The following is a 24635-nucleotide window of genomic DNA, read 5'->3' as shown; positions in this document are numbered from 1 at the left end:
TAAAAACTGTTTCACGCTGCCTCACTCTATCACCCTGTCGATATGTCAGATAATAAGCTAGCCGCATCCCTGAATGGACATCTTCCCTACGCCAATCACAACAGCCAGAATACCATTAGGATTCGGGGTGCGCGACAGCATAATCTGAAGAATATTGACTTGGAATTGCCACGCGATCGCCTGATCGTGTTTACTGGTGTATCAGGTTCGGGTAAATCTTCTTTGGCGTTTGATACCATCTTCGCAGAAGGTCAACGACGCTATGTGGAATCTCTCAGTGCTTACGCCAGACAATTTTTAGGACAATTAGATAAACCGGATGTGGAAGCCATCGAAGGTTTAAGCCCGGCGATTTCTATTGACCAAAAATCTACATCTCACAACCCCCGTTCTACTGTGGGGACGGTGACAGAAATTTACGACTATTTGCGACTGTTGTTTGGTCGAGCTGGTGAACCCCATTGTCCCATATGCGATCGCTGTATTGCACCCCAAACCATTGATGAGATGGTTGATAGGATTATGGAACTACCAGACCGGACTCGCTTCCAAATTCTCGCGCCTGTGGTCAGGGGTAAAAAAGGAACTCACCGCAAATTATTATCTAGTTTGGCTTCCCAAGGCTTTGTCCGGGTGCGGGTTGATGGCGAAGTCCGCGAACTGTCTGACTCGATTGAGTTAGATAAAAATATTACTCATACCATTGAAGTTGTCATTGACCGACTGGTAAAAAAAGACGGTATTCAAGAACGTTTGGTAGATTCCCTGTCTACGTGTCTCAAACAAGCCGGTGGTATTGCCAACATATTGATCAGTAATTCTTCCACAACAGACGATGGACAAGAGACAACTGACGATGAAGAATTAGTATTTTCAGAAAACTTTGCCTGTCCTGAACATGGTGCAGTTATGGAGGAGTTATCACCGCGCTTGTTCTCCTTTAACTCCCCTTATGGCGCTTGTCCCAACTGTCACGGTCTTGGCACTTTAAGACGATTTTCGCCAGAATTGGTCGTACCTGACCCTGAAGCTCCAGTATATGCGGCGATCGCTCCTTGGTCAGAAAAAGAAAATTCCTATTACTTGGAACTACTATATAGTTTAGGACAAACTCACAATTTTGAGTTGCAAATAAATTGGCATAAACTCACCTCAGAACAACAGCAAATTATTTTGTATGGGGAGAAGCAGGAAGGTAAAGACAATCCGAAGACCCCAAGTTTTAAAGGTGTATTGCCAATTTTACAACGCCAATATGAAGGCGGTTCCGAATTAATTAAGCAGAAACTAGAGCAGTATTTAATTGACCAACCATGTGAAGTTTGTCACGGCAAACGTTTAAAACCAGAAGCCTTGGCGGTGAAGTTGGGACAATATAATATCTTAGATTTAACTGGTGTTTCGATTCGGGATTGTCGAGAGAGAATAGAACAATTAAAATTAAGCGATCGGCAGATGCAAATTGCTGATTTAGTACTGCGAGAAGTTAAAGCTAGATTACAATTCTTGTTAGATGTCGGCTTAGATTATCTTACCCTAGACCGTGCAGCCATGACCCTCTCTGGTGGTGAAGCCCAACGCATTCGCCTCGCTACACAAATTGGCTCTGGCTTAACAGGTGTTCTCTACGTTTTAGATGAACCAAGCATCGGTTTACACCAAAGAGATAACGCTAGATTACTCAAAACTTTAACTAAATTAAGAGATTTAGGTAATACCTTAATTGTAGTGGAACACGATGAAGAAACAATCCGTGCCGCCGACTATCTAGTTGATATTGGGCCAGGTGCAGGTATCCACGGCGGTAATATTATTTCTCAAGGCGATTTGCAAGCCTTATTAACAGCAGAAGAGTCTCTGACTGGTGCATATTTGTCAGGACGTAAAGTCATTAATACACCAGGAGAACGCCGTGAAGGAAATGGTCGTAGTTTAACTATTAAAAATGCCCATCGTAATAATTTAAGAAATATCGATGTAGAAATTCCTTTAGGTAAACTTGTAGCAGTTACTGGTGTTTCTGGTTCTGGTAAATCGACTTTAATCAACGAATTACTTTACCCATCGCTACAACATCATCTAACTAAAAAAGTTCCTTTACCCAAAGAGTTAGAGAAAATTCAGGGTTTGAGTGCAGTTGATAAAGCGATCGTCATTGACCAATCACCCATCGGACGTACACCACGTTCTAACCCCGCAACCTACACAGGGGTTTTTGACGTAATTCGGGACGTATTTTCACAGACAGTAGAAGCAAAAGCCAGAGGTTACAAACCGGGACAATTTTCTTTCAACGTTAAAGGTGGACGTTGTGAAGCCTGTAGTGGACAGGGTGTAAATGTCATTGAAATGAACTTTTTACCTGATGTTTATGTACAGTGCGAAATTTGCAAAGGTGCAAGATACAACCGCGAAACGTTGCAAGTGAAATATAAAGATAAATCTATTTCCGATGTTCTCAACATGACTGTTGAGGAGAGTTTAGATTTCTTCCAAAACATCCCCAAAGCTGCTACAAGGCTGCAAACTTTAGTTGATGTTGGCTTGGGTTACGTCCGACTGGGACAGCCTGCAACTACTTTATCTGGTGGCGAAGCGCAAAGGGTAAAATTAGCCACAGAATTATCTCGCCGCGCTACAGGTAAGACCCTGTATTTAATCGATGAACCCACCACCGGCTTATCTTTTTATGATGTTCACAAATTACTTGATGTGTTGCAAAGATTGGTCGATAAAGGTAACTCAATTTTGGTAATCGAACACAACTTAGATGTAATTCGCTGTGCTGATTGGGTGATTGATTTAGGGCCAGAAGGTGGCGACAAAGGGGGAGAAATTATTGCAGTCGGGACACCTGAGGAAGTTGCTAAAAATCCCCGGTCTTATACTGGTCAATATTTACAGCAGGTATTGCAACAATATCCGGCAATGAGATCATAGTTTCTCTATCTATGCTCTACACGATGAAAAAAAGTATTCTATTTGTAGACTTTTTAATTAGGTTTGAGATTACTTAGTTTTTAAATGTTGTATTGCAATATGGATGAGTCAACTGTGCATTGTCTAATTTTCCTAAGCCACCATCTTCTTTTCTGATTTTGTGATCTATAGATATAGAGTTACTGTGAAGATAGCCTCCACAAATTTTACATCTTATAACTTTAGGTAAAGCATCTCTAATAAAAGTCGCGGCTTTAGTTTCCCGTGAAAAAGTTTTATTTTGATTATCAGTTGGGTTAACTTTTGGCTTTGTTTTTATGGAACCAAAGTTTCCCTCAACTATAATGTCCTTTACAATATTTTTTTTCTCTACGTCTTGCGTTAGCTTTTCAATGATTGCTAAATAAAAATCTTTAACTTTTGCTCGTGCTTTGACTACGCTACTTTTACTGACAATCTGAGGAACAATATCATCGTGCTGCCAGATTAACAACTCAAAATTCTTTCGGCATTTTATAAACTTATCATAAGATTTAGTTTTTTCTAAATGCAATATCAAACTGACAGCACCATAAAAGGAACCTACTCTATACCGACCATCACGAGTGTAGAAATATATAAGCGGATGCAATCCAAGGGAGGAGGGATGATTAGAATTGATTCTTCGTGCTATTTTCCGGCAATTTATTAAAAATTTTATTGTTTTATCTCCTGTTGAATCATCCTCTAAATCTAGTTCTTTTTCTGCTTCTATATCATTAACTATATTGACAAATTCCAGGATAAGTTCGTTCTTTTGAAAAGTTGATATATTTCCTACTAATGGAACATCTGTAGTTTTTATAGGGTTTTCAAGTTTAGGTTCAAATATAATTTGATGTATTTCTTGAGCTAATTCTTCAATTTTCTTTTGTTTTTCCTGTGAAAAATCTGACCAATATTTATGACCATTACCGCTTCTCATAATTGCACGAGAAGCAACACCATTAGCCTTTTTCCTAGCCTTTAATAAGCGCATTTCAGTTGGGCTTATGGGTGCTGCTTTCTGATTAATTAAAAAAAATGAATTTGCAGCTTTAGATGCGTTACCACCAACCCATTGAACTTGAATACCTAAACTCCCCAAATTTATTATTCTGCCACGAGTTTTCGTATCTATTGCATCTCTACCTTGCATTAATAACTTATTATAATCCTCGTATGATCCTATTCTATCCTTAATTAGCTTTCTAGCTGCTATTGCAGCATTTTTTTGCTCGTTTGTAATATATCCATCATAAAATTTATTTGAAATCTTCCCATCACCATAATCATCGTTGAGCCAAGCTATCAATGCACTTAACCGATGTGAACCATCAATTACGAAAAAGTATCCGCTATTACTTCTCCAAAGAATAATGGCTGGTATTAAATCACCATCTAAAAAACTTTCGATAAAATCGCAGATTCTTTGAGCATCCCATTCATTAGTTTCTCTTTGGAAATCAGGCTTTCGCAAAAATGGATAGAAAAAGTCGTTTTGCCTTAAATTGTTAATTGGTATTTTGTCAATATTATACGCACTAGTTTGAGCTTGCTGATCTTCAACTTCAAACGCTTCTCTAGGTATTAGTGCATCTAAGCTAACTTTTGGGCTATCTTTTACCATTTATGTATGGCTTTATTTTTTGTATACAATCATACTCGCAAAAGTATATCGTAAAAATAGTATGTTAGCAATATCTCTTACATAAAGTCTAGTAAAAGTACTTAAGAAACCAGAGGAATAAAGTTTTAGTATAATTTACTACTTTAGAATAAATAAACCTGCGTCAACATAAGAAAACTTGATTTTATGCGATCGCATATTTATCTGTTTGCCAATTGTTACACCCTACATTTTGGATAATTTTTTGTCTGTAAGTCGCTTAATTTAAATTTTTAAAAATACTATACACTAAATAAACCTGCATCAACATGAAAAAACTTTCCTAGAGCTTCTGCTTGTTCATGAGTGAGTTCTATCTTATCACTTAGAAATTTTCCTACAATATCATCAGAACCTAAAACGGCTATTAAGTTAGCTTCTGTTAAGCTTCTAGCTTCCATCAAATGTACAAGTCTTGACTGAGGATTTGACGTATTTATTTGATAATATCTATCTTCAAAATCTTCAATTAGCCTTACTAATAGCTCCAATAAAGCATTTTCTTCAGGAGAAATTTGAGGACGAGCTAGTAATTCTTGAACTACTTCTAAAAATTTATCATTTTCAGCTTCGGTTTTGATAATTCGTGGTTGATATTCAGATAGTAATTGACTATATACTGCTGAATTAAAAGTAAGGGTCGTCTTTCCATTTGTCTTTGTCATATTCCGCATGAGTTAAAGCATACTTAATATAAATAACCTGTTGTTCATAGTTAATACTGGTAATTAATCGGTATTTATTACCTTTTATATTGAATACTGTAAAGTTACCTACAGCCTCAGCTTTAGGATAAACAGTCTGAACCTCTAGCAGATTTCCCCAGTTAGCTTTACTAGCAGTTATATAGAAATCATCAAACGCTTCACAAGAATCAGTGTGTGCTTGACAAAATTCTCTAAGCTTTTTACGACTGATGACGTACATTATTCAAAACAGGATGAGATAAAACTAAGCATCATCAGCAGTCTCATCAGTTTGTGGCTGTAATATTTTCACTACAACCCTACCATTCTCCACCACAGTGCAAGTTTTACCTACACTCTTGCTATGGTCAATAGAAGTATCCTCACCTTGGTGTTGATGAGAAGTATTTTGCATCTGTTGTTGATTCAGGACAACGGCACAACTAGCGCAAGAAAAAGAAGACATATCTAGTAAATTGAGATATGTCTTTATTATCGCATATCTAAGTTCTAGCCTTTTCCTAAGGATGTCCGTTGCACAACATTAGCTGATGTTCCATCGGGTGATTGTCCGCTAAACATATAGCGTTGTTCGGGAATTGGATAACCAGCTTGACCAAAAGTCTCTTTTATGATTTTATTTGTATCAAAATAAACTTGCCAGTAATTTTCATTATGGCAATAAGGACGCACTGCTAATACTGGCCCTGCTAAATTGAATTCCAATATTTCTACATCTGGTGCAGGATTGTTTAATACATGAGGAATTTGGCTAATTCTCTCTTTTAAACGCCCAATTGCATCCGCAGGATCAACTGCATGATGCAGTTGTGCTTGTAAGTCAACACGACGGTAAGGATTGGCAGAAAAATTCTGGATATTATCAGCAAATATTTTATTATTACCAATAATTGTCCTTACATTATCGAGTGTATTGATAGTTGTGGTAAACAGTCCAATTTCTTCTACTGTTCCTGTAACTCCTGCTGCTTGAATAGTATCACCAACCATAAATGGGCGAAAAATAATTAAAAAAGCACCAGCCGCGAAGTTTGCCAAAAGACCACTCCAAGCCGCACCAATGGCTATACCAGCCGCCGCTAGTAATGCTGCAAAAGAAGTAGTTTCTATGCCGAAAAAGCCAAGAATTGCTACGATTAAAACAATTTTCAGAATTACATTAACTATATTCACAATATAGTTAACTAGTGTAGGCTCAATGTGTTTATTGCGAAAAGCACGGCGCAGTAGTTTTAAGCCAAAATCAATCAACCATTGAGCAATAATCCAAAGAGCGATCGCTCCTAAAACTCTCAGTCCAAACTGTGTTAACAAAGGTAGAGCAACTTGACTAATTTCAGCTACATTCATAATAATTTATCTATTTTTGATGCTTTTTGAAAAGAACGGTAATTTAACGCTATATGCTGACGAAAAGTTATTAAATTTTTGCAGCTTGCCATAATAGTGAGAATTAGTTGATGGCTTAACCTCTTTCTTAAGTTAGGTTTTATTTTTTACCCTGAAAAAGTGTTAAGGAAACACCAAAAAATCAATCGTCCAAAATTGGTGGTTTGGTAGGGTGAGTCAGTGCGATAGAACCTAACTATACTGAAAAATCATTTATACTGACGCACTCTACATTTTGAATCTTGTTTTATCAGGAAGTCTCTAATAATGAATGCTGAAACACGAGAAATGAGGGAATATAAGCACAAAAAAAGGTAAGCCAGAGAATGACCTACCTTGTAGTTATAGCTTTTCTTATCCTAGTGAAGTACAAATGACAATAATTAAACGCGGATAAATTTGTAACTAAGCAAACTAGGAAACGCTATAATTCTTATTCGGATTGAAGAGAAATACAGTAATTACGTTATGAAGATAATGCCGATGAGGTAATGACAGAACTAGTACCATTTTCGGGTGGCATACTAAAACCATAGCGTTGTTCAGGAATGGGATAACCTGCTTCACCAAAAGTTTCGCGTATGGCTTTATTCGTATCAAAATAAACTTGCCAGTAATGGTCGTTATTGCAATAGGGACGTACTGCTAATACGGGGCCTGCTAGATTAAAGGTAAGAATTTCTACATCTGGTGCAGGATTTTCTACCACATTGGGAATCTGGCTAATTCTAGCTTTTAAAAGAGCGATCGCTTGATTATGATCAACATCATGATGAAGTTGCGCTAGCAAGTCAACGCGACGGAAGGGATTAGCTGAAAAGTTCTGGATATTATCAGAGAATATTTTGTTATTGGCGACTATTGTCAACACGTTGTCAGGAGTAGTGATATCTGTGGTGAATAGGCCGATTTCTGAAACTGTACCTGTCACCCCTGCGGCTGTAATAAAGTCACCAACCTTAAATGGGCGAAAAATAATTAAAAATGCACCTGCGGCAAAGTTCGCCAATAATCCACCCCAAGCTGCACCAATAGCTACACCTGCGGCTGCTAACAATGCTGCAAAGGAGGTAGTTTCAATACCAAAGAAACCGAGAATTGCCACAATCAGCACAATTCTCAATGTGACAGAAACAATATTTAGTAGGTAGTTAATGAGCGTCGGCTCAATATTCTGGGTGCGTAAACCACGACGCACTAGCTTGATGGCAAACTCAATCAGCTTTTGAGCAACAATCCATAGTGCGATCGCACCTAAAACTTTCAGCCCAAATTGAGTTAACAGTGCAAGGGCTACCTGTCCAATTTGTGTGAAATTCATAATTTCTTCTTATTTTAGTGTTTATCAAAAAACATACTAGAAATTCCGTAAAAACTGTCTATGGATACTTTTTTTTAATCTTTGGCATAAATAAGCGTCTTTGAAAACAGCTATCTTATACCATAAAATAAAAAATTTATCATCTATACTTAGATATATAAATAAGCTCTAATAAAAAAATGTTGATATGTGAAGCTGTATAACTGTACATAAATATGTGCATACTAACTCATATATAAGGATTTATACATGAAAATTTTCGCTTAAAAGTATTTATAAATCTTTAAACCTATATAACCGTAGTCAGATGACTAGGACATCAAGCTAATATAAAATCCTGGCAATAAAAAGCTTTCAATTCTGTCAACAGTCAACAGCTACATCTTGCTCATAACAGCAGAAAGCGCTATTAACAATTCAAAATTCAAAATTCAAAATTCAAAATGGAAGACAGTTGAGTCGGAGAGCAGCGCCTTGCGGGGGTTCCCCCCGTTGTGGCGACTGCGGAGGATTTAAACCCCAACTCAACTGATGCTACGTGTAGACGTAGCGCAAAGTCTGAGCGCCGGCTTCCGGCGAACAGAACTTTGTAAGAGAGGGGTCTTATACCCTTGAATTTACGATAAATATTGATAATATAAAAAGACAAAAGGGCATCTAAATATAGATACCCGTCATGCAGGGAAAACTTTTGATAGTTATCCCTACACCTTCCCAACAATCAGCAACAGTGGCTAGTTAGTGATTAGCCACACTCACAGTCACAAACGTGAATATAATTATCTTATTCACTACTAATGATAAAAGCCGCAGTGTAACCACTGAAAATTTATTTCTACTATCAATGAAATTTTCATTACATTTCCTACTAGTAAGGTAAGTTGCTATTTATCAAATTTAAAAACGGTAATAGCTAATAAGTAATGGATAACACTGGCAACTTATTTTCAATCAGTAATTGACAATTTACACAGATACAATCTGTATTCAAGGAAACTGAATATTAATTCTCCTCTTTAACAAATTTTTTTGCGTTGATTGTAATAATATATATTTCCAGCAATAGCAGCCATCACTAACCAAGAGAGAGTATTCAGCCTAAAATCAAAGAGAGTTACATCCACTGTATTGAATAATAGCCACTCTCCGAAAACAACAAGATAGCCGAAAAATATCAATTTATCTTGCTGATTTATATTGTGGGATTTCCATAAAATTTGCGAACCTGCAAACAATATCCAACTAAGTAATCCAAAAAATAAAAAAGTACTAGGTAATCCGGTTTCAGCAGAGAACATCAAAAACAAATTATGGGGATGTCCCAAATCAATGTTCATCTGAGCTTTGTAAAGGTCTGTAAAATTACGCAGCCCCCATCCTGTCCAAGGACGTTGCTGAGTCAAAGACCAAGCAAATTGCCATTGAGTTTTTCGCATCAAGGCCAGTGGTCTATCTGGATACATCTGGTCGTTTAATCTCGCCCAAAAGAAAGCAGGAACAATCCGGCGCAAAACTTGAGCAATAGGGGAGGGTGCAAAAGCAGCCAGTAATACTGTGGTGACTACAGCAGCAACGGCAGCGACTAGTAAGCGCCAACCTTGATAAAACGCAAAAGCTAAACAAGCAATAATGGCGATCGCCCAGCCATTACGTGAATTAGTTAAAATCAACGCGGCAAAGTCGGCAATTACTGAGAGTGTTAGGAAAATCATAGGGACAAGGGAGTTATCTTCTCCTTGCGCCCTGTGCCTTGCTTGCCATTGTTCTAGGAGTAATCCTATACCTAATGTGAAGGCGATCGCTAAATAAGCAGCAAAAATATTGGCGTGCATAAATAGAGCGGCCATGCGTCCTGGTGGACTACCTCCAGGTGCGATCGTCCAATCTAATAAAATCCACAAAACTTGTATTTGCAGATTCCATCCCAAAAACAACTGACCAAAGCCCATAATTACGACTGGTACAGAACCAAGGACTAAAATCCAAGCTATGTGACGTAATTGAGCAGTTGTCTGAATCAGGAAACCTAAACCTGTAAATAATAAAAAGAATGGCAGTAAATTAAACAACCCCACAAAAGCGGCTGTTCTGTCATTGGCAAAGCAGGCGGAAATAAATAGCAAAAAACTCAGCAGTGCAAATCCCCAGTTGATGGGACGGCGGATAATGCTACGGTATTGGCGTACCCAGGTTACTAATACCGCTAGCATTATGCTCACAAAGCCCACAAAAGGAGTGAGTGGAAAGATTAATAGTCCTAATTGAAAGCAATTCCAAGAAAATTGGCAGTCAGGTTTGGGATGATAAAAAGCTATCTTCAAACTAAAAACCCATGTTAATAATCACACAATCAGCGCAGGAGCAAAAGGATATAAGAAGGCAAGGGAGCAGGGATAAAGAGAAGAAGTTTCATTTTAAATTTTGAATTGATAAGAAGCAGGGAGAACTAAAGGCACAAACCGAACTACGTTCCGCTTCACTAACACCCGCAAGCGGCGTGATTTTTCCCCCTGCTCCCTTGCTCCCTGCTCCCCTGCTTTTTCATTGCTTCCCAATCCCTAGTCCCCAATCCCCAATCCCTATCTTCAAGCCAATTCCCAACATTCAGCACGAGTCAGACGAATTTGGGCTAAGGCAAAAATAGTGGGGATGATCCGACCGTAGTTTGTGGCGATCGCTCTCCAGCCTAAATCGGCGAAGAACCAAGCCCACATTACCGGGCCAACAAAGGCGAAAAGACTGCGAACTGTCCCATAACGGGCTGCACTCACAGTCATACCCTGACGTGCCATTTGCAAAGTAACGTAGCTTTGAAACTGCGTCGTCGCTGCTTGAGAACCTTTAACTAAAGCATCTTTAGCCACTTGATAAGTAGCAAAATGGATAGCAAATTGACGGGCAATTTGTTGGAGTACGAACGGTTTAACAAGTGATGTGACAGCTAAAGCACTACCACCTTTTAACAGCAAGCCCAAGGGGTCACTTTGCAATAACAAAGGTAAAGGTTCTTTTACCTCTGTTTTCACAAGCTGACGTTGTACCTGCATAGCCAATTTCTGTTTTTCTTTTTCTGGTAATTTTCTCCAAACTTGTCCCAGCAGATGTAAAAATACTTCCGCTTCTAAATCAATAGTTGTTAAATCTTGAGAGTAAGGAATTTTTAAATACTTACAGACTTGAATTAATGCTTGACGGTAAGTTACTTGGTTTGTCCGTCCACGTAATACTGTCACTCCATCGGCGGCTAAAAACCGAAAGCGATTTTCTAGCGAATCTAGCCAAGCTTCTCTATTTTGGCTTTGAATTTCGATTGGTTCAGGTGTCTGAACATAATCTAGGGGATTGAACTTACGACTAAACAGAATTGCTGTTAAATCCTGCAATTCTTCATCCGTTGCTAACTCCAGCGCCGCCCTCAGTTCATCCAATTTCCCTTCCTCCCTTCCATGCAGCTTTCCTGTACCCTATTCTACTATTAGCTTTCAGCAGAAATTGGTATTGCCAAGTGCTGAGTCAATAGTCCATAGTTTTTCCCCTAAACATATGAATGATATTGTCATTATCGGTGCAGGTATTGCTGGCTTAGTTTGCGCCCAGCAATTAAGTCAGGCTGGTTATTCGGTGTTAGTTGTAGAAAAGTCCCGTGGTTTGGGGGGAAGGTTGGCTACACGGCGCTTGCACGGAACTTGGGCAGATCATGGAGCCTGTTATTTAAAACCCAAGGGTGAATTATTCACCAATTTTGTAGAGTTATTGCGTGATCGCCATATCTTAGAAATCTGGACAGATGAAGTTTACGAACTCCAGCCCAACGCCGTACCCCGTTATGTTGCACCTGCGGGAATGAGTGCGATCGCTAAATTTCTCGCCCAAAATTTAAATATTTTGCTCAATCAGCGTGTTACAGAAATTAACTTAACACCTGAAAACACCTGGCGTTTAACTTTAGAATCCAGTAACGAAGAATTAACGGCTAAAGCTTTAGTTATTGCTATTCCTGCACCCCAGGCTGCGATGTTGTTGACACCATTGGGTGGAGGTGTTTTAGGTCAAGAATTTCTCACAAATTTGAGTTCTGTAGAATTTGCTCCTTGTATTAGTGCGATCGCTGGATATCCTACTTCATCTCATCCACTGCCAAACTGGAAAGCCTTCAATTTTCTCGATAATGCTGTTTTGGGGTGGATTGGTTTAGATAGCAGTAAGCGTCATCAACCCCAACAACCAGTATTTGTTTTACAAAGTAGCGCCAATTTTGCCCAGCTTCATTTAGAATCTTCAGATTTACAACCCATAGGCCAGCAGATGCTACACCATGCAGCCCAAGCTCTGGAACTTCCTTGGTTAGATATTCCAGAGTGGTTACAAGTACATCGTTGGCGGTATGCCTTTCCAAACATTTTTTGGCACAATCAAGTTTTAGTAGCTCAAGCTAAACTACCTTTAGTTTGCTGTGGCGATTGGTGTGGTGGCAATCTTGCTGAAGGCGCTATGCTTTCTGGACTAGCCGCATCTGTGGAAATTAACGATCATTTAAACCAACTGACTCTACCTGATGTGAACTTTCTCAAAGTTTTTACCTAATATTGGCATCTATCGTTAGACTGGTTTCGCAATGTAGTCAGTCTTATTTATATGAATTAGTAAATTACTTTCTGAAAATGATGTTTCACGCAATACATAGATGATAAGGAAAGCTTTGCATAAGAACCATCAAATAATCAATTAGTCCAAAATAGCTGTTAGCAGGGTGTCACAGTCAGATAAAACTTGGAAATGCCAGAAAAACATTAGTACTCATGCACCCTGCATAGGAATATTTTTTTATCTGGAAGCATCTCAGTCTAATAGCAATAATTTTAATAAGTAATGTTAACAAGACTATTAAGTATTACTTTACTCAAAGCTTTACACCATTAATAGCTCACAAATCCATCTCATATTGATCCCTAATCATATTTAATGCGTTTTGTGTAGATTTTCGTTAAAAACGCATAAATTTGAAAAAATTAAAATATAAATAGAAAAAATTAGACTTACTAGTCTCTTGAGTCCCGTTTTTTAAACGTTATACTGTCCATCAGACTCTATTTCAAAAAAAGGTGTAAAGCCAAATTTCTGGAAACTCACCACAATAAAAAGTTCGTTTATGTCCGGTATGTATCTACAAAGATAACTTCTAAATAGTTGCCCAACAAAGATTGCTATTTAGAATGTTTATTCTTTGCACAAATCGAACTACCAAATAGATAAAAAAGGAGTTAAAAATGATTAAAACAGTAGTCAATTTAACACAACAATCAGTCTTGGGAGAGATTGAGAACGTTTTAGATACCTATCCATATCATCCTTATCAACAAGCATTTGCAATTCCTGATTTGCGCCAAGAGCTAATCGCTTTTGTTCTCAATCGTATTCCCTGCCTCTATAGCGCCATATCTGACGAACAGTTACTCATACCAAGCTGTGAACAAGAAAGCTGGTGGAACAACAAATTACCTCGTAGTCCTTTAGAGCAGCAACAACACCTACAACGCTTGATTCACCAAGGTATTTATTCTATATTCCAAGAAAAATCAGACTGGATCAGTCACCACCTTTGTGAATCAGTACAAGTAGGCTGTGAGCCATCTCACTGGTTTGGTTAACTATTTAGTCAATAGTCATTAGTCAGTGGTCATTAGTCATTGGTGATTCAACAAAAATCTCAGGCTATGGACTGTTGACTATGGACTATTGACTAATTACAACTATTAGATGATTGCTGATGTAGGCAGATGCGATAGACTACGCCTTAGTGGAAGCGCACATACTCCTGCAAAGAAGCAAGCTATGCGTAGCGTCTCGAAGCGTTTGTTGATTCCCCGATGTACAAAACGCCAATTCTACATTTGAGATATCGGCAGTTGTGGAGTAGAAGATATTCTACAGAAAGCTACTCTACACACCCTGAGAAGTGAGATAAATATCAACTTCATCACCTAAGTTGGTGACGCTCTTCTTCTGATGTTAATTCAACACTGTCTTGTAGAGAACGTTCATTTTCCTCGTACTCTTGTTGAATCATCTCAAAAACGTCAATAAGTTCACCACGAGCTTGATCCGGTGTTTTTCCCCAAGAGTGATAACCAGACATTGTTGAGATGTGTGCAACAAATGAGCCATTATCGCCAGGGCGGTTCACAGTGGTGTAGCCTTGTTGAGACTGCATGAGGATAGCCTAATGGTTGAAATTACATCTTCAGTGTAAAAGCAAAATCTCAAAAGTAGGTAAATTTAAGGGTAATATTCAACTATAGTAATCTTTTGCAGCACTTAACTAGTTTGTAATTCTGGTGTGGCCAGTTGTAAAAACTCCCGTACCCGTCGCAGATAGGTAGGCGCATCTTCCAACATAGGGAAATGTGCTGTATTGGGAATCAAGACAAACTCCACTTTGTCATTTAAGGAAGCTGCTCGTCGTCCCATCTTCGCCGGGATAATTTGATCATATTCCCCAGCCACTAATAGAGTTGGTACTTCTAACTTAGCAAACTCCTGGGGCATGACTTCAGCTTGAGCTTTACTGACAGAAGTAAAAATTGTCCCTAAAGCAGTGTCATAATCGGCTACTAGAAAATCCTCTAAGAAAGCCTTGCGCTCACTTTTAGGTATAGGACGATGTAAAAATCTCGCCATAAACATTCTGTCAACAAATGGTATTTTCCCTAACCACTTGGGACGGAACTTAACTACATAACCACCAAATTTATGAAAAGCGGCGAAAGCTTTTTCGTCATATTCAAAAATACCGCTACAGGTTAATATCCCCCGTTCTACTCGTTGGGGATAGCGGTTAAAAAACATTGTGGCGACAGACGCACCCATTGAGTGAGCATTCACATAAACACGCTGAATCTTTAATTCATCGAGCAGAACCACTAAATCCTCAGCGTATTCTTCTATCTCATAAGTTAACTCTTGAATGGCTTGAGATTTTTCCTGAGTTGAATCAGCCTCAGCTACAGACTCACTGGCTTGAGCAAAATTTGGTTTACCCTGGGAACGCCCAAAACCCCGCAAATCGTATAGTAAACAATCAAATTGATCTGATAAAGCGTTAGCAGTGCTTCTCCAGTATCTAGCTGAACCAGCCCAACCATGAATAAACACCATCACAGGCTTAACTAAATCGCCCGATGGTTGTTTCACCCACTCGTAATAATGCTCAACGCCACGAACATTGATATAAGGCATTTGCTCAAAGTCAATAGTCAATAGTCCAAAGTTGATAGTCAATAGTCAACAGTCTATTAACTAATGACCATTGACTCATGACTACTAAGCTGATTCTGGTTTAGGCAGTGAGGACGGGTGTACTAGCAATTCTGCGGTTGAGCGCTTCTCTACCATTTCCCTGGTGACTGTACATCGCGTCACATCTTTACGGGATGGTAACTCGTACATCACATCTAGCATTAGTTCTTCCACAATACCCCGTAATGCCCTCGCGCCAGTTTTCCGGCGGTAGGCTTCTTGCGCGATCGCTTTGAGGGCATCTGGTTTAAAGTCTAATTGGACATTATCCATCTTCAGCAGTTTTTGGTACTGTTTGACTAGGGCGCTGCGTGGTTGAGTCAGAATCGCCATCAAGGCTTCTTCATCTAGAGGATCTACCACCGCTACCATTGGTACCCGACCGATAAATTCGGGAATCATGCCGAATTTCACCAAGTCATCTGGTTCCAGGTGGCGCAACACATCTGCTGCCCGTTTTTCTTTAGATTGCCCTTCTCCAGGCTGCACAAAGCCTATTGACTTTTTGCCCCCTCTCTGGTCTACAACCTTCTCTAAACCAACGAAGGCTCCGCCACAGATAAATAAGATATTGCTGGTATCAATTTGGATGCAGTCTTGGTAAGGGTGTTTCCTTCCTCCTTGGGGTGGCACGTTGGCAACTGTGCCTTCCAGCATTTTTAACAAAGCTTGTTGTACACCTTCGCCGGAAACGTCCCTGGTGATGGAGGGGTTTTCACTCTTGCGGGCAATTTTATCAATTTCATCAATGTAGATGATGCCGCGCTGGGCTTCTTCTACATCCAAATCAGCTACTTGTAGTAATCGCAGTAAGATATTTTCTACATCTTCCCCTACATACCCTGCTTCCGTGAGCGTTGTCGCATCAGCCACAGCAAAGGGGACATCGAGAATTTTGGCTAGGGTTTGGGCTAGGAGAGTTTTACCACAGCCAGTAGGGCCAATTAAAAGGATGTTGGACTTTTGCAGCTCTACGGCATCATCAGCGCCATTTTTGCTACTACCCTTAGACTGCAATATGGCCAAGCGTTTGTAGTGGTTGTAAACAGCTACAGATAAAACTTTCTTGGCTTCATCTTGACCGATAACGTGTTCGTCTAGGTACTTTTTAATCTCTCTCGGCTTGGGTATTTGGCTCAGGGAGAGATTAGAAGAACGGGCGCGGCGTTTTTGAGGGGGTTCTGATTTTGGTGCTGGTTGCGCCGCCGCACCGCTAGTATCTAGCAACTCCTCATCTAGTATTTCATTACACAAGTCTACACATTCATCGCAGATGTAGACTCCCGGCCCTGCGATCAATTTCCGCACCTGCTCTTGAGACTTGCCACAGAAAGAACATTTTAAATGGGAGTCGTACTTAGACATACCAGCCTCTTATTTCACGATGGTGACATTTTCCCCTGCTGTGGGAAGATTTTGTCTGGAGATGACTTGATCGATCAAACCGTAATTTTTTGCTTCTTCTGCTGACATAAAGAAGTCGCGGTCGGTATCTGCTTCAATTCTTTCTAGGGGTTGACCAGTGTGATTAGCTAATAGCTGGTTCAACTGAGCCTTAATGTAAAGAATTTCCCGTGCTTGGATTTCTATATCAATGGCTTGACCTTGAGCGCCACCCAGGGGTTGGTGAATCATAATGCGGGAATCAGGCAGGGACATACGTTTACCTTTAGTTCCTGCGGTTAACAAAAATGCCCCCATGCTTGCTGCTAACCCAAAACATATAGTAACAACATCGGGACGGATTTGCTGAATTGTATCATAAATTGCCATGCCTGCGTAGACAGATCCACCAGGGGAGTTGATGTAGAGTTGGATATCTTTTTCTGAGTCTTCCGCGTCCAAAAACAACAACTGGGCAACAATTGTGTTGGCTACAGCATCGTCAATGGGAGTTCCTAAGAAGATAATCCGCTCTCGCAGCAGGCGGGAGTAGATATCAAAGGCTCTTTCTCCCATACCAGATTGTTCTACGACCATTGGCACGATGTTGCCTATGCCGTTGAGGTGTGAAGACATTCCAAATCGACTTAAACTATTGATGAAGTGATTTGCCGACTGCGATACAAGCATACGAGAACAGTTGGAGATAGTTGGGACAGAGATTTTGGCAACATATAGCTGCCTTTGGGTTAATAAATGAGATTTTGATTCACCTATGTGTTAACCATTATGCCTCATCTATATTCTTCTCGTGTTACCCCCAATTAGGCGAGAGAGTGTGCAAACCATTCCATTGACTACATTTTCTACATTTACGGTGAGTCTTGAGTAATAATTTTTCATACTCATGACTCAGCATTTATAACTTAAAAATTTCAATTTGGTGAGGGGGTCTTCTGGAGACAATGGCTGTTAACAGCTGGTAGGGTGTGTTGTGGTTTGAGTCTGACACACCCTACAAAATTGCCTTTTTATTCCCCTGTAGTCGATTCTGCTGCAACCTCTATGGTTTCTGCCTCAGTCTCAGGTGCAGTTATCTCAGACTCTTGGCTAGCTAATGAGCCTTCTGGTACCAGTTCAACTGTAGAATTTGCCAAAAGCCAATCGATGATTTTTTCGGATAATAGCTCGTTTTCTACGATTGTGTGCAATCTTTCTACATCAATATCCTCGTCTGGGTATTGTTGCACCAATTCTGTCACTCTGGCTTGAATTTCTTCTGGGGTGACGGTAATTGATTCACGTTTAGCAACTTCTTGCAAACCCAAAGAACGTTTCAGGCGTTCTACAGCCTCAGGGCGCGATCGCTCTCGTAACTGCGGGATAATATCCTGGGTGAATAATTTTTTCACATCCAGTCCCTGCTGGGATAGGCGCATAGCTGTTTGTGTCAGCATCGCGTCTACTTCTTTCTCAATCAAGGTTTCTGGCAAATCTACTTCGATGTGCTTAACTAGTTCGCCTAACAAAGCCTCTTGCTGATTATTCTTGGTTTTGTCTTCCGCTTCTTTTTGATAACGCTCTGCCAAAGACGCGCGCAATGCTTCTAGGGTATCGAAATCGCTGACTTCTTGAGCAAAGTCGTCATTTAATTCCGGTAGTTCTTTTTCTTTAATTTCTTTGAGCGTCACCGTAAAAATTGCTGGTTTCCCTGCCAATTCTTGGTTAACGTAAGGATCTGGGAATTGAGCTGACACTTCTTTGGTGTCCCCTGGATTCATGCCCACGATGCCAGTTACGAAACCAGGAATAAATTTATCTTCCTGTAATTCTACCTGAAAATCGCTAGCGTCACCGCCAGGAATGGGTTCTGGTTCTGCATTTTCGTCATCACCTCCAGCTTTGGCGATGACACCTTTAAAGTCCACTACAGCTACATCACCAATTTGGGCGGATCTTCCTTCTACGGGAATTAATGTCGCCAATTCTTGACGTTCTTTTTCTAAAACTTCATCAACCCGCCCTGGATCATACTTGATTTCTTCCGCTTTGGCTTCTAAACCTGTGTACTGCACTAGGTTAATTTCTGGCTCTACATCCACCGCCGCAGTAAAAGTCAGGGGTTGTCCTGGTTCGTAACTATTAATTAAATCATCGAAAGATGAGCGCAGGCGTGGTTGACCAATTGCGGCAATGGATTCTTGTTTGATTGCTTGCTCTATCCCATCTTGCAGCAATTCTTCCAGGGCTGCGGCTTTGATATGAGTTTTACCTAGACGCTGTAATAATACTTGTCTCGGTACTTTGCCTTTACGAAACCCAGGAATGTTAACGGTTCTGGATAAATTTTTAATTACCTGTTCGTAAGTTTTTTGCGTAATTTCTGGTGTAATCTCTATTTCCAGACCAATTTGGCTGGCGGGAAGTTTTTCCTGGGTAACTTTCATGCTTCGTCTCTAAATTTTGGGGGTTTGTGACTCCAAGTACATACAAGATGCGATTAACCAAAGTGAGTGCTGGGTTTTGAGTTCTGAATAGTCATCGTTACTGGGAACTTTTCCATGAGAACTTGGCACTCGTAACTTTGCATCGCTTCTGTGAGTTAATGTTTCTTGGTGATAAGTGGGAAGTGTCTACAAGGCAGATTTCTAGGCCTACAGTAGATATCCAGTTTACTGCTAATGGCAAAAAACTTGACGCTTTAGTGCTATAACTTTACCGAAAGAGTCATAGTTAACCTGCCGCATCGGTTCTATGGCACTATTATCGTGATATCCTGGTTTTCACAAACAACAAACCAATTGCCTGTATCCTATAATAGAATACCAAGTTTGTTTATTGTCCTAGCGTTAACGCCTTTACAGTAAACCAGTCCTGGCTTTTAGATGGAATATTTTAGATGAACTCTAGCCACAACGACAAAGGGCTGGAAAAATTTAAATTTGTAACTTTAGATTTGTTCTGCCTACAAAAAGTAGGGTATGTACCAAAAAATCAGTTTACAATTCAAAATAGTTTGATTGTACTGACTTAGTTGACATTGAATCATCGTACATTACAAATCAAACTAACCCACATCACAGACAAGTGTGATTGTTTTCCAGACTGAATTTTATAGATCACATTGAAAACTTACTCTTATCTGGATTTTTCTCTGCAATAGAGATTTACTGTATAATGGGTTTAATTTTTTAATTAAGCAGTGAAATTAAGCAAAAATTGCTGTAAGAACCTGCGTTTATTAAAGTTATGTAAAGTTTAAAATCAGACTACCTAATTTAAGAAATATCGCTAAAAATCAGGAAAGTTTCTACTCAATATCTAATTTTATTCTTATTTCCAAAGACTGGATAAATTATAAATCTCTAAGAAACCACCAAAAACTTAACCATAACCTCTAAGGAAGGAGGATTTTAGTTTGTCTAAAACGTATCGCGTAGCTATTTTGGGAGCGACTGGTGCTGTTGGCACAGAGTTGCTGGAATTGTTGGAAAGCCGGAATTTTCCGGTGGCAGAGCTAAAATTATTAGCATCAGAAAGGAGCGTAGGCCGATCGCTCCCTTTTAAAGGTGAAAATATAATAGTCGAGGCAGTGAGCGATCGCGCCTTGGAAAATGTTGATATAGTTTTAGCTAGTGCGGGTGGTTCCACATCCAAAGCTTGGGCATCTGTAGCAGTTGAAAAGGGTGCAGTTGTCATAGATAACTCCAGCGCCTTCCGCATGAACCCAGATGTTCCCCTGATTGTGCCAGAGGTGAACCCCCAAGCCGCCGCCGACCATAAAGGCATCATTGCCAACCCCAACTGCACCACTATTTTGATGACCTTGGCAGTATGGCCATTACATCAAGTTAGACCAGTGCAACGCATTGTAGCAGCAACTTACCAGTCTGCTAGTGGTGCAGGTGCTAAAGCAATGGCAGAAGTGAAAACCCAAAGCAGTGCCATCTTGAGAGGTGAGGAACCAGTCGCCGAAGCATTACCTTACCCCTTAGCATTTAATTTATTTCCCCATAACTCTCCCTTGACCGATTCAGGGTATTGTGAGGAAGAGTTGAAAATGGTCAACGAAACCCGCAAAATCTTTGGTACACAAGAAATTAGAATTACAGCTACTTGTGTACGGGTTCCCGTACTACGCGCCCACTCAGAAGCAATTAATCTAGAGTTCGCAGAACCATTTTCTCCAGATGAAGCTAGAGAAATTTTAAGTCACGCACCTGGAGTAAAATTATTGGAAGATTGGGGAAAAAATTACTTCCCCATGCCCATTGAAGCTAGTGGTCGTGATGAAGTTTTAGTGGGGAGAATCCGCCAAGATATTTCTCACCCCTCTGGTTTAGAACTCTGGCTTTGTGGCGACCAAATTCGTAAAGGCGCAGCGTTGAATGCGGTACAAATAGCCGAGTTGTTGGTAGAAAAAAATTTACTCCAACCTACAAAAGCTTATGTTGCTAGGTAGTCAGTGGTCATTGGTCAGTGGTCAGTAGCCATCATAAACCTTGTCCGCAGGGCTTTACAGCACTTTTCCCAGTCAGTAGCTAGCAAGAAGCGACTGACTACTGTTGACTGATGACAGTGAACAGTTAACTGTCATCTGACACCTAAATAACTAATCAACATAATTAAAAGGAAATTGAGGAGTAACAAGAGGGTGGGAGATTTTGGCACAGTTTTAACCGCTATGATTACACCGTTCAAAGCGGACGGGAGTGTTAACTATGCTGTAGCGGCAGAACTAGCAGCGCATTTAGTTGACAATGGTACAGATACATTGGTTGTGTGTGGTACAACTGGAGAATCACCCACCTTGAGTTGGGATGAAGAATACAATTTATTTGTAGAAGTTTTGCAGACAGTAGCAGGCAAAGCCAAGGTAATAGCTGGATGTGGTTCCAATTCCACCAAAGAAGCGATCGCAGCTACGCAAAAAGCAGCTAAAATAGGAGTACATGGTACTTTACAAGTTGTACCTTACTACAACAAACCGCCGCAAGCTGGACTATATCAGCACTTTCAGGCGATAGCGCAAGCCTGTCCAGACTTACCGCTATTGTTATACAACGTTCCTGGTCGTACTGGTCAAAACCTCAGTCCAGAGACAGTTGTGCGGTTAGCCGAAATCGACAATATTATTGGTGTTAAAGAAGCTAGTGGCAATCTCGACCAAGCGGGTGAAATCCGTCGCTCGACACCAAAAGAGTTCCAGATTTACGCTGGAGATGATTCGTTAACTTTGCCCTTGTTAGCGATAGGAGCAAAGGGCGTAGTTAGTGTAGCTTCCCATCTGGTAGGGAACCAACTACAACAGATGATCCAAGCTTTTAATTCCGGGCAAGTGACAGTCGCCAGTGATATTCATCTTCGACTATTGCCGTTGTTTAAAGCTTTATTTATCACTACAAATCCGATTCCCATTAAACAAGCACTAAAACTTCAAGGTTGGGAGGTTGGTTCAACCCGTCCGCCCCTAAGTGATGCGGATGCAGAAGTCAGTCAAAAACTAGAAGCAGTAATGAAACATCTCAATTTAATCTAATCACCAATATCTCAGGACTAGTTAAATTCTATTTGTCAAAACTGTATATCTATAACTAATGGGGTTTATTAGAAAAATCTGATGATTAAAGTTTTATTACCGCCCAGCTTCTAATACTCTGAAAATTTGTGCTAAAACCTAATAAATATACAATGAATTTTTCAACTTAAAATTCCTTTTTATTGAATCAGAAACTGCACATTTAATCAAAATTTGGCTGCTTGTGAAAAGTAGGCTCATGTTTGTCATTCCTAAAAGAAGCTGAATTTGCAAATTTACTTAAAGTCTAAAACAACAAACAACAATCTCAGGAGAAAATGGCTAAAAACGAAACTAATGCTGGCCTAAAAATTATTCCCTTAGGCGGTTTACATGAAATTGGTAAAAACACCTGCGTTTTTGAATATGATGATGAAATCATTCTTTTAGATGCAGGGTTGGCTTTCCCCACAGAGGCGATGCACGGAGTAAATATCGTTCTGCCAGATATGACTTATCTGCGGGAAAATCGCCACAAAATCAAAGGTATGGTTGTTACTCACGGCCATGAAGATCATATCGGTGGGATTGCTTTTCACCTCAAACAATTTGACATTCCAGTAATTTATGGGCCTAGACTAGCAATGGCAATGCTAGAGGGTAAATTAGAAGAAGCTGGAGTACGCGATCGCACAGAATTAAGAAAAGTTTTACCCCGTGATGTCGTACGCATTGGTAAATCATTTTTTGTAGAGTACATCCGCAACACCCACTCCATTGCAGATAGCTTCACCGTTGCCATTCACACTCCTTTAGGTGTGGTGATTCACACGGGAGACTTCAAATTTGACCACACCCCAGTTGATGGCGAAAAATTTGACCTGCAACGCCTTGCAGAACACGGCGAAAAAGGCGTACTTTGTCTGTTGAGTGATTCCACTAACTCGGAAGTCCCAGGCTTCACCCCTTCAGAAGCATCAGTTTTTCCCAATCTAGATAGAGTTTTTAGTCAAGCGGAAGGACGGCTATTCGTTACCACCTTTGCTTCCAGCGTTCATCGCATCAACATGATTTTGCAACTGGCGAAAAAGCATAACCGCGTCGTCACAGTTGTTGGGCGTTCCATGCTGAACTTGATTGCCCACGCCCGTAATTTGGGTTACATCAAGTGTGAAGATAACCTGTTGCAACCCTTGCACATGGTACGCAATCTGCCAGACGATAATGTTCTGGTTCTCACCACTGGTTCTCAAGGTGAAACAATGGCAGCCATGACCAGGATTGCCAACAAAGAACACCCCCATATTAAAATCCGTCAAGGTGATACTGTTGTCTTCTCTGCTAACCCAATTCCAGGGAACACAATTGCTGTAGTCAATACCATCGACAAATTGATGCAGCAAGGGGCGAAAGTGGTCTATGGAAGAGACCAAGGGATTCACGTTTCGGGTCACGGCTGTCAGGAAGACCAAAAGCTGATGATTGCCTTAACTAGACCCAAGTTCTTTGTTCCAGTCCACGGTGAACATCGGATGTTGGTGAAACATTCCCAAACCGCCCAGAAGTCAGGCATTCCCGCCGAGAATATGGTGATTATTCAAAATGGGGATATCATCGAACTGACTGAAGATTCAATTCGTGTCGCGGGGAAAGTTCAATCTGGTATCGAGTTAGTCGATACTACAAGCTCTGGAATGGTCAGTGCCAAAGTACTGCAAGAACGTCAACGCATGGCAGAGGAAGGACTGGTGACTATTGCAGCTGCTATTGATTGGCAAGGTAAATTGTTGGCTAAACCAGAAATTCACCTGCGTGGTGTTGTTACTAGTGTAGAGCGATCGCTGTTACAAAAATGGGTACAACAGCGTATTGAAGAAATTTTGGGCGTGCGCTGGTCAGAGTTTGCCACTTCTGAAGGTGAACAGCCTGAGATTGATTGGGGTGGTTTGCAAGGAACTTTAGAACGGGAGTTGCAACGTTCTATTCGTCGTGAGTTGCAATGTCAGCCATCAGTGACTTTATTGATGCAAATTCCTGATGAGCCACCTGTGAAGGTTGCTGATGGTAGAAGGCGGCGGACTCGGACTGCGGCTCAAGTAGCTTCTTAGAGAGTATTAAGAGGTAAAGCTCACGCAAAGGCGCAAAGACGCAAAGGCTCGTAAGGTGTCTTTGCGTCTTGTTGTGCGATATTAGGTGTATATAGGTTTGTGGAGGCGATATTTCTGAGTATGCGGTTATTAGTGTTAAAGAATATTGGATTGTTGACCCTCTAAAAAATATATTTACTGTCTGTTTACTAGAGAAAGGTAGTTATCAGCTAATTGTATTTATCGAAAATCAACAGATTATTTCTACCTTATTTCCAGCATTAACTTTGATTGTTTAGCAACTACT

The 24635-nt window shown here is 40.3% G+C and carries 20 protein-coding genes; 7 read left to right on the top strand and 13 right to left on the bottom strand.

Translation table 11 applies throughout. The features are described 5' to 3' along the window. Positions 1 to 42: 42 nt before the first annotated feature. Positions 43 to 2940, top strand: a complete 2898-nt coding sequence (uvrA, locus tag H6G14_RS10280; protein WP_190567344.1) for an excinuclease ABC subunit UvrA — start codon at positions 43 to 45, stop codon at positions 2938 to 2940. 73 nt (positions 2941 to 3013) lie between these two features. Here the strand turns inward: uvrA and H6G14_RS10275 are convergent, their stop codons facing one another. The 8 genes from H6G14_RS10275 to H6G14_RS10240 all read right to left on the bottom strand — a co-directional run bounded on the left by H6G14_RS10275 (position 3014) and on the right by H6G14_RS10240 (position 11472). Continuing rightward, positions 3014 to 4588, bottom strand: a complete 1575-nt coding sequence (locus H6G14_RS10275) for an HNH endonuclease family protein (protein ID WP_190567343.1) — start codon at positions 4586 to 4588, stop codon at positions 3014 to 3016. Between the two features lie 281 nt (positions 4589 to 4869). Continuing rightward, entirely contained in the window at positions 4870 to 5292 is a 423-nt protein-coding gene (locus H6G14_RS10270) for a helix-turn-helix domain-containing protein (protein ID WP_190567342.1), read from the bottom strand. Continuing rightward, complete coding sequence (locus H6G14_RS10265; RefSeq protein WP_190567341.1) at positions 5255 to 5554, bottom strand: type II toxin-antitoxin system HigB family toxin; 300 nt, start codon at positions 5552 to 5554, stop codon at positions 5255 to 5257. Before H6G14_RS10265 ends, H6G14_RS10270 begins: the two co-directional genes overlap by 38 nt. A gap of 24 nt (positions 5555 to 5578) precedes the next feature. Next, positions 5579 to 5779: a hypothetical protein gene (locus H6G14_RS10260; RefSeq protein ID WP_190567340.1), complete on the bottom strand. Its 201-nt coding sequence runs from the start codon at positions 5777 to 5779 to the stop codon at positions 5579 to 5581. A 44-nt stretch (positions 5780 to 5823) separates the two neighbouring features. Beyond that, on the bottom strand, positions 5824 to 6684 hold the full coding sequence (locus H6G14_RS10255) for a mechanosensitive ion channel family protein (protein ID WP_190567339.1): 861 nt from the start codon (positions 6682 to 6684) through the stop codon (positions 5824 to 5826). A 505-nt stretch (positions 6685 to 7189) separates the two neighbouring features. Next, entirely contained in the window at positions 7190 to 8044 is an 855-nt protein-coding gene (locus H6G14_RS10250) for a mechanosensitive ion channel family protein (protein WP_190567338.1), read from the bottom strand. A gap of 1016 nt (positions 8045 to 9060) precedes the next feature. Then, a complete protein-coding gene (locus tag H6G14_RS10245; protein WP_190567337.1) occupies positions 9061 to 10365 on the bottom strand; it encodes an O-antigen ligase family protein in 1305 nt (434 codons plus the stop codon). A gap of 264 nt (positions 10366 to 10629) precedes the next feature. Beyond that, positions 10630 to 11472: a YaaW family protein gene (locus H6G14_RS10240; RefSeq protein ID WP_190567336.1), complete on the bottom strand. Its 843-nt coding sequence runs from the start codon at positions 11470 to 11472 to the stop codon at positions 10630 to 10632. A gap of 115 nt (positions 11473 to 11587) precedes the next feature. On the opposite strand from H6G14_RS10240, the gene H6G14_RS10235 reads away from it, so the two are divergent. Both H6G14_RS10235 and H6G14_RS10230 read left to right on the top strand, forming a co-directional pair. Next, positions 11588 to 12628: an NAD(P)/FAD-dependent oxidoreductase gene (locus tag H6G14_RS10235; RefSeq protein ID WP_190567335.1), complete on the top strand. Its 1041-nt coding sequence runs from the start codon at positions 11588 to 11590 to the stop codon at positions 12626 to 12628. Positions 12629 to 13314: 686 nt separating this feature from the next. Continuing rightward, positions 13315 to 13692: a hypothetical protein gene (locus H6G14_RS10230; protein ID WP_190449806.1), complete on the top strand. Its 378-nt coding sequence runs from the start codon at positions 13315 to 13317 to the stop codon at positions 13690 to 13692. Positions 13693 to 14021: 329 nt separating this feature from the next. Here H6G14_RS10230 and H6G14_RS10225 read toward each other — a convergent pair whose 3' ends face one another. From H6G14_RS10225 to tig, 5 genes are all read right to left on the bottom strand, one after another. After that, on the bottom strand, positions 14022 to 14255 hold the full coding sequence (locus H6G14_RS10225; RefSeq protein ID WP_011320313.1) for a type II toxin-antitoxin system HicB family antitoxin: 234 nt from the start codon (positions 14253 to 14255) through the stop codon (positions 14022 to 14024). Positions 14256 to 14359: 104 nt separating this feature from the next. After that, entirely contained in the window at positions 14360 to 15280 is a 921-nt protein-coding gene (locus H6G14_RS10220) for an alpha/beta fold hydrolase (RefSeq protein WP_190567334.1), read from the bottom strand. 84 nt (positions 15281 to 15364) lie between these two features. Continuing rightward, positions 15365 to 16705, bottom strand: coding sequence for an ATP-dependent protease ATP-binding subunit ClpX (gene clpX / locus H6G14_RS10215; RefSeq protein ID WP_190567333.1), 1341 nt, complete (start codon positions 16703 to 16705; stop codon positions 15365 to 15367). A 9-nt stretch (positions 16706 to 16714) separates the two neighbouring features. After that, complete coding sequence (gene clpP, locus H6G14_RS10210) at positions 16715 to 17413, bottom strand: ATP-dependent Clp endopeptidase proteolytic subunit ClpP (protein WP_190567332.1); 699 nt, start codon at positions 17411 to 17413, stop codon at positions 16715 to 16717. 341 nt (positions 17414 to 17754) lie between these two features. Beyond that, positions 17755 to 19170 (bottom strand): trigger factor, encoded by a 1416-nt coding sequence (gene tig / locus H6G14_RS10205; protein WP_190567331.1) that lies wholly within the window; start codon positions 19168 to 19170, stop codon positions 17755 to 17757. A 971-nt stretch (positions 19171 to 20141) separates the two neighbouring features. Here tig and H6G14_RS10200 point away from each other — a divergent pair. The 4 genes from H6G14_RS10200 to H6G14_RS34325 all read left to right on the top strand — a co-directional run bounded on the left by H6G14_RS10200 (position 20142) and on the right by H6G14_RS34325 (position 24627). Beyond that, positions 20142 to 21185 carry an aspartate-semialdehyde dehydrogenase gene (locus H6G14_RS10200; RefSeq protein WP_190567330.1) on the top strand — a complete coding sequence of 348 codons (1044 nt, stop codon included), beginning with the start codon at positions 20142 to 20144 and terminating at the stop codon, positions 21183 to 21185. Between the two features lie 192 nt (positions 21186 to 21377). Then, positions 21378 to 22262: a 4-hydroxy-tetrahydrodipicolinate synthase gene (dapA, locus tag H6G14_RS10195; protein WP_011320318.1), complete on the top strand. Its 885-nt coding sequence runs from the start codon at positions 21378 to 21380 to the stop codon at positions 22260 to 22262. Positions 22263 to 22579: 317 nt separating this feature from the next. Then, positions 22580 to 24349 carry a ribonuclease J gene (locus tag H6G14_RS10190; protein ID WP_190567329.1) on the top strand — a complete coding sequence of 590 codons (1770 nt, stop codon included), beginning with the start codon at positions 22580 to 22582 and terminating at the stop codon, positions 24347 to 24349. Positions 24350 to 24459: 110 nt separating this feature from the next. Next, on the top strand, positions 24460 to 24627 hold the full coding sequence (locus tag H6G14_RS34325) for a Uma2 family endonuclease (protein WP_190567368.1): 168 nt from the start codon (positions 24460 to 24462) through the stop codon (positions 24625 to 24627). Positions 24628 to 24635: the final 8 nt, after the last annotated feature.

The organism is Nostoc parmelioides FACHB-3921, from assembly GCF_014696625.1.
Lineage (GTDB): Bacteria > Cyanobacteriota > Cyanobacteriia > Cyanobacteriales > Nostocaceae > Trichormus > Trichormus parmelioides.
Note: the sequence above shows the minus strand (reverse complement) of the source record. Positions and strands in the feature narration are given on the sequence as shown.